We start from the raw sequence: 12,572 nt of genomic DNA on the forward strand, positions 1-12,572 counted from the left end.
GTCGTACGGGGCGCGGCCGTGCCCTGCCGCGCGGGCGCCGGAGGGGGGTGGTGTGAGGCCGGTTCGTGCCATGACGACACTGGAGTCATGTCCTCCGATCCCGGAATACCCTCGTGGCCGGCTGCCGGGCGTCCGTCGCCCTCCCCGACGTACCCCCCGGGCGCCGACGATCCCGACCCTTCGCTGCGTTCCTCTTTCGTCCGGTTGCAGGAGGATCTGCGCAGGGCCGAAGCGTCGTTGACGCGGATGCTCGACGAGCGGCTGCCCGAGCAGATCGGTGAGCAGGGGCAGCGGATCGAGTTCTGGGAGGGGCGCGAGGCGCAGGCGCGCGGACTGTACGCGTTGGAGTACGGGGCGCGTACCTCGCTGCTCGTCTTCCAGTCGGGGGCGAACACGGTTGCCCCCGTACCGACAACGCTGTCGGAGGACGAGGCTTCCGACGCGGCCGAGCAGCTTTCCGGACGGGACACCGGAGGGACGGCCGGGCTGACGCCGCTCGCCCCGCAGCCCGACGCGAAAGCCGACGCGGACACCGATGGGGCTCCCGAGGCCGAGGAGGCGTGGGTGCCGCTCCATACCGGCAATCCCCACGCCACCTACCGCGTCGTCGTGGACAGCGCGTTTCTCACGGAGCCCGCTGCGCTGCGCGCGCTGGACGAACGGCTGGCGGCGGGTCATCAGGTCCGTGTGGTCGACCATCCGTTGCGGAAGATGGTCGTCGCCGACGGCGAGACGGGCGTGATGCAGGTGGAGCCGGGCCGCTCCATGGTGCTGAGGGCTCCGATGGTGCTGCTCGCGACCGAGCTGTTCGAGTCGGTATGGCGCCGTTCCCGGCCCTACCTGCCCGAGGAGGGCGACCTGGATCCGATGGACCGGAGGATCCTGCAGTTGATGCTGTCCGGGCTGACCGACGCCGCGGCGGCGCACCAGCTCGGTACCTCGCCGCGCACGCTCCAGCGCCGCCTCCGCTCCCTGATGGACGCGTCCGGGGTCTCCTCACGCGTCCAGCTCGGCTGGTACGCGATGCGCAACAACTGGGTATGACGACGGCCTGCCCCCGCGCGGTGTGGGCGGGGGCAGGCCGGGCCGGGGTCGTCACATCCGGCTGACGAAGTCGTCCAGCGTCAGGCCGCGCAGCCGCTTCACCGGGTCGGTGTAGCGGTCGGCCATGGAGTTCTGGCGGAGGTAGTTCCGCACCACCCAGTTCAGGTCCTGGGCGTCGACCGTGCCGTCGTGGTCGATGTCGGCCGAGCGGGTGTCCGTACCGCGGGCCTCGTACACGGCGGCTGCGTCGCGGACGTCGATGACGTCGTCGCCGTTGACGTCACCGGCGACCAGCGTCGCCGGCGAGCCGGCGCCCGTCCCCGCCAAGCCCCAACTCCCGCGCAGGGCGAGGTCGATGTCCTCGGTCCATCCGAAGTGTCCGGGAACGGCCACCTGGAACCGGTACGGCCGCTCGTCGGGCTCGAGGCCACCGGCCGACATCCTGGCCGCCTTGTCGGCCGTCAGCGTCTGCCGCGTGCCGTCGGGGGCGGTGAGGCTCGCCTCGATGCCGTCGAGGCCGTAGTCCCGGGCCGCGTCGTAGCTGTAGCCCTCGGTCAGCAGCGCCTCGGCGGCGGGGCGTGCGCTGAAGGTGGACTTCGGGTTGAGCATCCGGACGGAGCCGTAGAACTGGATGTTCAGCGGCACGGTGGTGCCCGCGGTGTCCACGGCACGGGTGGTGCCGGTGTTGAGGCCGGCCGACGCCGTCCAGTGGTCGCCCGTCACCTCGTACGTCACCTTCAGCAGCGGCATCGAGTCACCGGTCAGGCCCTCGGCGTCGGAGACGTCGAAGGAGACCGTGCGGTACGAGGAGGCTCCGGCCGAGACGTCGGTGGTCCGGATCTCGGACGGCCCGTGGGCGGCGAGCTCGGCGGTCGGCTCGATGCCGACGAGCTTCACGTTCCGGTCGTCGTAGCGGATCTGGGAGGTGTACGACTTCCACCGGTCCAGGTGGTGCGCGGTCAGGGTGTAGGTGACCCGGTCCCCGGCCCGCGCGGCGGGCCGGTCCGCCGCGCCCACGACGTACGGCAGGCCCTTCTTCATCAGGTTCAGCACCCGCACGTCGCCGATGTTGCCCGCGGCGTCGGTGGGCCAGAGCTTGAGGTACGTGGTGGGCGGGCCCGCGGGCAGATCGAACCGGGCGCTCACGGTGCCCTCGGCGTCTGCGGCCGTGTGACCCGTGGGGGCGTTGGGGCTGTAGACGGAGTGGTAAAGGATGTTGTCGTCCTGGCCGATGTCGAGGCCCGCGGCACGGATCGCGTCGGTCTCACCGTCGCGAAGGGTGCCGCCGACGGTGAACGACGTGGCATCGGCGGGGCGTTCGACGACCACGGGGCGGGACGGGTCCCATGCGCCGTACGCGTCCTCGTAGGAGGGCGCCTTGGAATCGACGTAGACGTCCCGCATCTCGGTGTGCGCGGTGCCCTGGGCGTCGGTGCCCACGATGCGCAGCTTGTAGGCGCCGTCGTCCATCCAGCGGCCACGCGGGTCGACGGGAGTGCCGGAGCTGCCGGTCAGCGGGTAGTACCAGGCTCCGACGGTGACCGGACCGTAGAGGACGCCTTCGGTCAGGCCGGACGTGTTGACACCGCCGACGTACCCGAGGTCCTTGCCGTCCTTGTCGGCGAGGAACACCTCGACGGTGCGCAGCTGCCCGGCCATCGTGAAGTCGAACTGTGCCGCGCCGCCTCCGACGGCGCCCTCGGCCGAGAAGCGGGCCGTGGAGAGCACCGGCTTCGTCATGTCGACCTCGGAGAAGCCCGAGGCGGCCACGCGCATCCCGAAGGGCACGCGCAGAGGATGAAGCCCCGTGCCCCGGACGGGAGTCAGGGTCAGGTGACCCTCGTAGTAACCGGCGGGGGCGTTCGCGGGGACGTGCAGGGCCGTGCGGACCGTCGCCTTTCCGCGAGCCCCGACGGTGACACGCCCGTCCGTCGTCAGCGTGATACCGGCGGCTTCGGCGTCCCCTGACGTGCCGGATCCACGGGTGAACTCGGCGGCAGCGGTGTACGTGGCGGGCGCGCCGCTGTCGTTGACCAGGCGCAGCCCGTGGGTGCGCCTGGAGTCCTCGCCGAGCGGCAGCACGCCGATGTCGAAGGCGCCGGTGGTGTGGTCGAGTTCGGACGGTGTGCCGTCGAGTTCGACGTACGGCGTCCGCGCGGGGACCCGGACCGAGACGCCTGCGTGCACGGCCGCGTAAGGGTCGATGCCTCCGGCGCCCTCTTCGAAGACGCTGACCTTGCCCGGCAGCGGGTGCGCGGTGTTCATCAGCGACGTCTTGATGTCGTCGGGGGTGAGGCGGGGGTCGCTCTGGAGCAGCAGGGCGGCGGCTCCGGCCACGTACGGCGCGGCCATGGAGGTGCCGCTGAGGCGGGCGTAGGCGTAGGTGTAGTCGCCGGTCTCCGGTGCCACAGTGTCGGCCGGCACGGAGGACAGCACGCTGACCCCGGGGGCGGTGACCTCGGGCTTGATCGCACCGGTGCCGTACGCGGGGCCGCGCGAGCTGAAGTCGGCCAGGGAGCCGTCGCCGAGGGCGAACGACCCGGCCGGAGCGAAGGATAGGCGAGCGGTGCCGTCGGCGGTTCCGGCGGCCAGTTCGGCGCCGTCGGCCGCGGTGAGCGAGAAGGCGGGAACGTAGGCCGCGTTCTCGCCGATGTAGTGCGGGATGTGGCCTTCGTCGGCGTTGTCGTTGACGAGGAGGACGGCCACGGCTCCCTTGGTCCGCGCGCGCCGCACCTTCTCGTCGAGGCTGATGCCGCCGCGGCGCATCAGGACGGCCTTGCCGGTGACGTCCTTGCCGGTGTACCCGGCGGCGCTGCCGGTGCCGACGTCGGCCACGGCGTAGGTGTCCCGTACGAGGGTGTCGAGTGCGTCGCCGTAGGGCTGGGCGAGCAGTCTGCCCTCGGTTCTCGCCGTGCCTGCGGCCAGCGTGTACGACGGGAGTGTCATCGGGTCGGCGTGCGCGCCGACGGTGAGCGGCAGGGCGGCGGCGCCGGGGGTGCCGAGGGTGTTCGCCTTCGGCCCGCTGTTGCCCGCGGCGATGACGGTGGTGACGCCGGCGAGGACGAGGTTGTCGGCGGCGACCGACTGGGGGGTGAGCGGGTCGTTGACCGCTGCGCCGAGCGACATGTTGACGACGTCCATGCCGTCGGCTGCGGCCCGGTCCATCGCGGCGATGATGTCGCTGGTGTTCCCCCGGCCGTAGGGGCCGAGCACCCGGTACGCGTACACGGAGGCGTCCGGCGCGAGCCCGTGTGCGGCGCGCTCCTTCGACGTCGCGCCGCGGCCGGCGACGATGCCCGCGACATGGGTGCCGTGCTCGGTGTAGTACGTCGCGCCCTGGTTGGTCTCGGCCTGGCCGGACGCCTTCCAGTCGGCGTACGTGGTCTCCATCGGATCGGCGTCGTCGTCGACGAAGTCGTGGCCGCCGGCGTAGGCCGTCCTGAGGTCGGGGTGGCGGTAGTCGATGCCGGTGTCGATGACGCCGACCTTGACGCCCTTGCCGGTGACACCTTCGTCGTGCAGGCGAGCGATGCCGGTCGCGACGGCACCGCTGTCAGCGGGACGTGGGGCGGTCTGCACCGTGCCCTCGGCGACAGTGGCGCCGGCCGCTTCCGGGTCGGCGAGCGCCTTCACCTCGGCGTCCGGCCACACGGCCTCGACCTCGTCGTGCTCCAGCAGCTCGGCGACCCGGTTGCCGGGCAGACTCAGGCTCACGCCGTCGAAGCTGCGGGTGTAACTGCGGCGCACGCGCGGCGCGGCAGGCCCGTCGCCGGACTTCTTCCCCGCGGTGCTGCCACCTGCCTCCGGGAACATCTCCCCCAGTGCGCTGCGGAATTCGGCGTGGGACTTCTTGACCGCGTCCTGCGCGTCGGCGTCGCTGAGGCTGCGCCCCTCGGCCGCGGCGAGGAGGCGGGCCGCGTGTGCGGGCGGCGTACGCAGCTGCACGATCACGTCGACGGGCTCGGTGGAGCGCAGCGCGGCGGCGTCGGTGACGTGCAGGCCGCCCAGGTCCAGGGTGGCCATCCGGTGGAGGGCCTGGATCTCCTGGCCGTCGAGGGAGGCCAGCACCTCGCGTGCGGTCGCCGTGCCCTCCTCCGAGGGCTGCGTGGCCGCTGCCGCGGGTGTCGCGGCTGTCAGGGTGGCGAGCACGGTGGCAGCGGCTGTCATGACGAGGCGTATTCGCCCCGGGTGTTGCGTCATTGGTTCCTTGGCTCCGCTCAGGACGGGAACGGTACTGCCCGCCGCGCCGTCGGGCGGGAAGCCGGCATCGTACGAGCATCGACGAGCCGCTGACCAGCGGGAAGGCGATCCGCTGGCGAGAGTGCGCCGTGGCGCCGACTCGCCATCCGCCGGGCTCCGTGCCGCGGCCCGCGGCACGGACCGGCAGACGCCGGGGCCCGGTTGACGACTTCACGCCGTGTCGGACACCCGCCATCCGTCTCCGCTGCGCCGGCCCGCCCGGCTCGGCCAACGTGGCCCTGAACTCCCCCTCACCGAAAGGCAACCCATGCCCCGCTCCCACCCGCTCCGCAGACCGCGGCTCACCGCCGCCGTCCTCGCGGCCGGTCTGACGGGCTCACTGCTGAGCCTGTCGGCGCTCCCTGCCCAGGCGGCCGACGTGCCGCAACCGCTGGGTACGGCCGTCGCCGACTCCCCCAAGGGGCCGCCGGGTTCGGCGCGCGACAAGCTGGGCTCGCACGACCGCTCCCTGTTGCAGAAGGCGGAGAGCAAGAAGGAGAAGACGGTCACCCTCCTGCTGGCCACCGGTGCGGGCGACACCGAGAAGCTGCGCGCCGAGGTCGCCGACATCGGCGGCCACGTAGGCAGGTTCGCCGACGCGCTCGGCTATGTGCGTGCCACCGTGCCCACCGGGAAGGTCACCGCGCTCGCCGCGCTGGCCTCGGTCCGCGCCGTCGACCTCGGTGAAACATTCGAGCTCCCCGATCCGTCCCCGGTCACGGAGCAGGACAGGAAGAACGGGGCCAGGAAAAGCGGGAACACGGCCGCCGAAGGCGGCGGCCCGGCCGCGCCCGGCAAGAACACCCCGGCGGACAACCCGTACCTGCCCACCGGCGAGATCGGCGCCACCGACTTCACCGAGGACCACCCCGGGTGGGACGGCCGCGAGGTGACGATCGGGATCCTCGACACCGGCGTCGACCCGTCGCACCCCGCGCTGCGCACCACCACGACGGGCGATCCGAAGATCCAGGACTGGGTCACCGCGACCGACCCGGTCGGCGACGCCGACCCGACCTGGCTCGAGATGCGCATCAAGGCGACCGCCAAGAACGGGACGTTCCGGTACGGCGGCATCGACTGGAAGGCGCCCGACGGCGACTACACGTTCCAGATCTTCGAGGAGGGCGGGACCTGGGGCAGTGAACTCGCCGGTGACGTGAACCGTGACGGCGACTACAAGGACGCCTTCGGTGTCCTGTACCGCACGTCGGACCACACCGTCTGGGTGGACGCCGACCTCGATCACACCTTCGGTGACGGCGACGTCGTCGAGCCGTACGCGCAGAGCGGCACGTGGGGCACGTTCGGTACCGACGACCCGGACACCGCGGTGAACGAGTCGATGGCGTTCACCGTCGAGCACCGCGACGACGTCGACCTGTCGCCACGCGGCGGCTCCAGTGTCGGCAAGACCGCCGACTTCGTGAACATCGGCATCGTCTCCGGCGCGCACGGCACCCACGTCGCCGGCATCGCCGCGGGCAACGGCCTGTTCGGCGGAGAGATGGACGGAGCGGCGCCGGGTGCGCGCGTCATCTCCGAGCGCGTCTGTCTGTTCGCCTCCGGGTGCACCTCCTACGCCCTGGCCGAAGGCATGATCGACGTCGTCGTGGACAAGGGCGCGGACGTGGTCAACCTGTCGATCGGCGGACTGCCCACGCTCAACGACGGCAACAACGTGCGGGCCGTTCTGTACAACCGGCTGATCGAGGACTACGGCGTCCAGATCGTGTCGTCGGCGGGCAACGACGGCCCGGGCATGAACACCGTCTCCGACCCCGCCGTCGCCGACAAGGTGATCGCGGTGGGCGCCTCGGTCAGCAGGGAGACCTGGTGGGCCGACTACGGCTCGCAGGTGCGGGACCGCCAGTCGCTGTTCCCGTTCTCCGCACGCGGTCCGCGCGAGGACGGCGGCATGAAGCCCGAGATCGTCGCCCCGGGCGCAGCCGTCTCGGCGATACCGACCTGGCTGCCGGGCGAGGGCGTACCGCAGACCGGTTACGAACTTCCTTCGGGATACGGCATGTTCAACGGTACGTCGATGTCCTCGCCGCAGGCGGCCGGCGCAGTGGCGCTGTTGCTGTCCTCGGCTGCCGACGCCGGGGTGAAGGTGACGCCGGCGGCGCTGCGCACGGCGCTCAGCAGCTCGGCCCGCCATCTCGACGACCAGCCCGCGTACGCGCAGGGCGCCGGTCTGATCTCCGTGCCCGGTGCGTGGAAGCTGCTCGCGAAGCAGCTCCGGCCCACGGCCTACGCCGTCGAGGCGCCGGTGTGCGGCGTGCTCGCGCCGCTGCTCGCCACCCCGAAGGCGGGAGCCGGCATCTACAACCGCTGTGCCCCCGGCGACGGCGGCCAGACCGTGCACCGTCCCAGGAACTACGACATCGAGCTGACCCGCACGGGAGCCGGCAGCGGCGTGGCCGAGCTCTCGTGGCTGGGCAACGACGGCACGTTCGACGCCCCGCGCTCGGTGCGGCTGGCCGAGGGCAGGCCGACCGAGGTCACGGTGCGCGCGCACGCGAAGTCCGCGGGCGCCCACTCGGCGCTGCTGCGCGTCGACGACCCGGCAACGCCCGGAATCGACCGGCTCGTTCCGGTCACCGTCGTGGCCGCCGCCGCCCCGGCGAAGCCGTCGTACGCCGTGTCCGACAAGGGCGCGGTGGACCGCAACGCGACGCGGTCGGTGTTCGTGGCCGTTCCCGAGGGCGCCGCGGCACTCACGGTCGGCCTGAGCGGCGTCGCCGAGGGCAGCCAGACCCGCTTCCTGGCGATCGACCCGCAGGGCAAGCCGGCGGAGGACACCGGGGTCGCCCGCTGCTACACCAACTACTCGGACGCGAAGGACTGCGACCCGGCCTCGCGCACGTACGAGCAGCCGATGCCGGGCGTCTGGGAGTTCGAGGTGGAGGCGCGGCGTACGTCGCCGGTCCTGGAGAACCCGTTCCGTCTGGACGCCACCGTACTGGGCGCACGCTTCGACGAGCCGTCCTCGGTGATCGAGGAGGCCGCGCTGCACGCCCCCGCCGAGAAGTCCTTCACGGCGGTCAACCTGTTCGCTCCCGTGACCGCTCACGCCGTGGGCGGTTCCCTGGGCGCGCTGGCCCAGGCCACGCCGACGCTGGGCGACCAGCAGATGACCGGCAAGACGGTGACGGTGCCGCGGGACGCGACCCGTCTGGAGGTGTCGATGGGCAACGCCTCCGACCCGGACGCCGACCTGGACCTGTATCTGATCGCGCAGTCCGGCGCGCTCGTCGCCTCGTCGACGAACGGCGGCGCGCGTGAGTCCCTGACGGTGAAGGACCCCGCGCCGGGGTACTACCTGCTCTACATCGCGGGCACCGACGTGCCCTCCGGGAGCACCACCTTCGACATCCAGGACACGATGTTCTCCGCGTCGCTCGGCTCGGTGACCGTGGACGAGGGCGCCCCGGTGCGTCTGGAGCCCGGCGAGTCGGCGAAGGTCGGCGGCCGGCTGGTTCCCGCCGCGGTGCCGCCCGCGGGCAAGCGTCTGGTGGGCCGGTTCTCGCTGGCCACCGAGGAAGGCACGGCACTGGGCAGCGCGGACGTGCTGCTCGGCAGGGTGACGCAGCCGCAGGCCGAGGTCACCGGCTGGTTCGGTCCCGCCGTCGGCATGAGCCTGGACGACACCGGCCGGGTCGCGGGCTCCCAGCAGGTGTCCGGCAAGGGCCGGCCGGTCCGCTGGGACGCGGAGCACGGCGTCGAGTTCGTCGAGAACGCGGACGCGCGAGACGGCCACGTGCTGAACCAGAGCCGGTCGGGCGGGCACGCCGTCGGCCAGCTGACCCTCGCGGAGGGTACGCGGGCCGCCGTGTGGGACGCGGACGGCAAGCTCACCGCACTGCCGCTGCCCGACTGGGAGGCGTACAGCTTCGCGCGGGCCTTCGCCGTCAACGACCGTGGCACGGTGGTCGGCAACGCGACCGGCTACATCAAGGACCCGGCGACCGGCCGCAGCCTCCAGGTGAACGACCCCTTCGTGTGGACGGCGGAGGGCGGCTTCCGCAAGCTGGCGCACCTGACCGACCGCCGTACGCTGACCGAGCCGGTCGCCCTCAGCGACTCCGGTGAGGCGGTCGGGCACTCGTCCGTGAACGGCGTGCGACACGCCGTACGGTGGGACGCCGACGGCACCATCACCGATCTCGGTGTGCTGCCGGGGATGGCCGACAGCACCGCCAGGTCGGTCAACGCCTCGGGCGTGATCGTCGGCACCAGCGGCGACGACGCGTTCGTCCTCAAGCCCGGCGGCACGATGACCCGGCTGCCCGACTACGGGTTCGACGCGAAGGCGCTGAGTGTGAACGACGCCGGCTGGGTCAGTGGCACCGTGGAACGCGAGCCGGAGGTCGAGACCGCCGTGGTGTGGGACCCCGAGGGCCGTATGTACGACCTGAAGGCGATGGTCGATTCGACCCGCTGGGTCCCGCTGGAGGGCATCGGCGTCAACAACCGCGGTGAGGTGGCGTTCTACGCCATGGACCGTGAGGCGCAGGGCGGAACGAGAATCGTGCTGGCCAAGCTGCCCGTCTGATCGTCCGCTCCACCCGTACGCGCGGCCCCCCGGCCCGGCCCTTACTCCGGGCGGGGGGCCGCAACGCTGAGGGCCCGCCCCCGGCACACGGCCGGGAGCGGGCCCAGGGAAGGTGGCTCCTGAGGAGAGGGGCGGGGCACACACCGCGTGATCATCGATCACGTCCGCCGGCCTGTCGACATCACGTCATGTCGCAGTCTCGTCAACCGTGTCCGAGCCCGCCCGCCCAAGGACCTGGACACACACCTGCGGGCGGGCCGAGGACCCCGTCGCTCCCCGCCCCCGTCCGCTTCGTTCGGATCCTGGAACCACCGTCCTCTCCCGGATTCAGCAGGTCCCGGCCGGGGGCGGGCGCGCTCCACCGGGTTCGTCGAGGCGGTGGTGCCGCCCAGCCGGAGCACGCGATTTCCGGTGTCGGCCGCCGCGAAGATCCGGTCCGGACAACGGATCACCTGTTCCGAATAGTGGACACACTCACTTGTGTGGCCTGTGACCTTCGAGTAAAGATCCCTCCCCATGAACTGGCCTGACAGAAACTCCGATTGGGAAGAGCTCGGTCTCGGGCCCGATGAACTGACGCTCTACGAGGCTCTCCTCGCGCCGAGCCGGCCGGCCTCGCTCGCCGCTCTCGGCCAGGCGACGGGCCTGCCGTCGGCCCGGGTCGCGACCGCTCTCGGCACACTCACGGATCAGGGCTTCGCCCTTCCTCCGGCGCCCGGCGATGCGCTTCCGAGCGCGGTCCCACCCGCCACCGCCTTGCGCAATCTGATCCGTCTCCGCCAGGCCGAACTCCTCGGCCGGTCGGCCCGCCTGGAGATGTTCAGCGCCTCGGTCGACCGCCTGGCAGCGCGCCTGCCGGGGGGCCTCCCCGACGAACGGTCCTCGGGGATCGAGGCGGTGCGCGGCCAGGAGGCGATCGCCGCTCGGGTGCGGGCACTGATGGCCTCGGCCACCAGCGAACTGACCCTTCTGGACCGTCCGCCGTACGCGTCACGGGGCGGCAGCGGTACGCCCGCCCCGCTCGCGGTCGCCGACCTCGTGGAGCGCGGTGTCGCCGTACGCGTGGTGGTGGACCGTGACGGTTTCGACCATCCGGGGCGGGTCCGTGGGCTCAACGAGCTCGCCGATCAGGGGGTCTCGATCCGGGTGGCCCGGGACCTGCCGACGAAGCTGATCGTGGCCGACCGGCGGGTCAGCCTGCTGCCGCCCACGGACACCGCCGACCCGACGGCGTCTGCGCTGGTCGTGAAGGACGCCATGCTGCACCACGTGCTGGTACCCCTGTTCGAGTCGGTATGGGACCGGGCGATGCCGATCGGTCCGGGCGATCAGGGCGACGTCACGGCCGACGACCGGGAACTCCTGACGCTGCTGGCCTCCGGCCTCAAGGACGAGGCCATCGCCCGCCGGATGAACGTGCACGTGCACACCGCCCGGCGGCACATCAAGCGGCTCCTGCGCGTCCTGAACGCGGAAACGCGCTTCCAGGCCGGGGTACAGGCCCTGCGCAAGGGCTGGCTGACGTCGTGAGGCGGCAAGGGAACCCGCCTCCAGTAATGCGCCGGTAACGGCGTCTCCCTATGGTCCGGTTGACCGGGAAGCCCCTGGCCCGTCTGGGGAGGCGGGGCCACGGGCCGACCGTCGACCCAACCCTCGGAACCCACAGGAGCCGGAATGAACGCCGCACCGCCCGGCGGTGCCCGACAGTACGCGCCGGACGGCCACGCCCCCGGCCCCCCGCACGCGGCTCCGGCCTCGGTGCCTACGGGGTGTCCACCTCGTACCGCCCGACCTCCAGGAAGTACCGCAGCTCCTCCGGCGTACCGTCGATGACCTCCTCGGCCGCCGCACGGAGAGCCGCACTGATGGTCGGATCGGCCAGGATGCGGGCGACAGCGACGCGATCGTCCTCGGCCTGAGCCAGGCGGTAACCGGTCTCCAAGAAGGCACGCAGAGCCTCCGGACTACCGTCGTCGAGGACCTCGTTGACCTCCCGGACGACAGCCCTGTCACCGTTCTGCTGCGCCACGTACAGAATGCGGAAGACAGCGACGCGATCGTCCTCGGCCTGAGCCAGGCGGTAACCGGTCTCCAAGAAGGCACGCAGAGCCTCCGGACTACCGTCGTCGAGCGCCTCGTTGGCCTCCCGGACGACAGCCCTGTCACCGTTCTGCTGCGCCAGGTGCAGGATACGGAAGACAGCGACGCGATCGTCCTCCTCCGAGGTTCCGCCCGCCGGCGCCTCGTCCACCGGCGTCCGGGACGTGGCTGTGACGGTCGTCGGCACGGCCGACGTGCCCGTGGCGAACGCCGGGGTCGCGAGGGCCGATGTCAGGGCGGTGGCCGCTACGAGCAGGGCAACGCGGGTCAGTCTCATGGGTGAGTTCCTCCGTGGTCGGGTGTCGGTGGGAACGTCCCACTCCAGGGGCTCCGATGTCACTGCCGGGAGTGGGCAGTCTTCGTCGCCCGTCGTTGCCGTCCCGATCTCCCCGTAGTTCACGACCAGGTGGGTGTCTACGTAGCGGGCCGACGTGAACGGGCGCTGCGGGTCGAGGCGGGAGCGCGGGTGAGGGCTCGGCGGCCGGACGGGGGGTGATCCGGGGGCGGGTTTCAGCCGATCGCCCCCGATCCGGCGCAGTGGAGCGTCCCGAGCGGGAGCTTCCGCACGCCCGACGCGCAACCGGCCCCACCCCCGCCCCACCGACCTTGCCGTGAGAGGCGCCGGGGCCAC

General features: G+C 72.1%; 5 protein-coding genes. 3 read left to right on the top strand and 2 right to left on the bottom strand.

The window, feature by feature from the left end; all coding sequences use genetic code 11:
- Positions 1-87 precede the first annotated feature (87 nt).
- Positions 88-1,044 carry a helix-turn-helix transcriptional regulator gene (locus OG230_RS03240; RefSeq protein WP_328908602.1) on the top strand — a complete coding sequence of 319 codons (957 nt, stop codon included), beginning with the start codon at positions 88-90 and terminating at the stop codon, positions 1,042-1,044.
- Between the two features lie 51 nt (positions 1,045-1,095).
- Here OG230_RS03240 and OG230_RS03245 read toward each other — a convergent pair whose 3' ends face one another.
- Positions 1,096-5,211, bottom strand: a complete 4,116-nt coding sequence (locus OG230_RS03245; protein ID WP_328908603.1) for a S8 family serine peptidase — start codon at positions 5,209-5,211, stop codon at positions 1,096-1,098.
- Positions 5,212-5,551: 340 nt separating this feature from the next.
- On the opposite strand from OG230_RS03245, the gene OG230_RS03250 reads away from it, so the two are divergent.
- On the top strand, positions 5,552-9,841 hold the full coding sequence (locus OG230_RS03250) for a S8 family serine peptidase (protein WP_328908604.1): 4,290 nt from the start codon (positions 5,552-5,554) through the stop codon (positions 9,839-9,841).
- 516 nt (positions 9,842-10,357) lie between these two features.
- Positions 10,358-11,371: a helix-turn-helix transcriptional regulator gene (locus OG230_RS03255; RefSeq protein WP_328908605.1), complete on the top strand. Its 1,014-nt coding sequence runs from the start codon at positions 10,358-10,360 to the stop codon at positions 11,369-11,371.
- A 232-nt stretch (positions 11,372-11,603) separates the two neighbouring features.
- On the opposite strand, the gene OG230_RS03260 is transcribed toward OG230_RS03255, so the two are convergent.
- Positions 11,604-12,218, bottom strand: coding sequence for an ALF repeat-containing protein (locus OG230_RS03260; protein ID WP_328908606.1), 615 nt, complete (start codon positions 12,216-12,218; stop codon positions 11,604-11,606).
- Between the last annotated feature and the right edge of the window lie 354 nt (positions 12,219-12,572).

This window comes from Streptomyces sp. NBC_00234 (assembly GCF_036195325.1).
In the GTDB taxonomy this organism is placed as follows: domain Bacteria; phylum Actinomycetota; class Actinomycetes; order Streptomycetales; family Streptomycetaceae; genus Streptomyces.

What these genes read in the sequence shown, in the direction of transcription:
- OG230_RS03240 (WP_328908602.1), top strand. Translation starts at nt 88, where the DNA reads ATGTCCTCCGATCCCGGAATACCCTCGTGGCCGGCTGCCGGGCGTCCG.
- OG230_RS03245 (WP_328908603.1), bottom strand. Translation starts at nt 5,211, where the DNA reads ATGACAGCCGCTGCCACCGTGCTCGCCACCCTGACAGCCGCGACACCC.
- OG230_RS03250 (WP_328908604.1), top strand. Translation starts at nt 5,552, where the DNA reads ATGCCCCGCTCCCACCCGCTCCGCAGACCGCGGCTCACCGCCGCCGTC.
- OG230_RS03255 (WP_328908605.1), top strand. Translation starts at nt 10,358, where the DNA reads ATGAACTGGCCTGACAGAAACTCCGATTGGGAAGAGCTCGGTCTCGGG.
- OG230_RS03260 (WP_328908606.1), bottom strand. Translation starts at nt 12,218, where the DNA reads ATGAGACTGACCCGCGTTGCCCTGCTCGTAGCGGCCACCGCCCTGACA.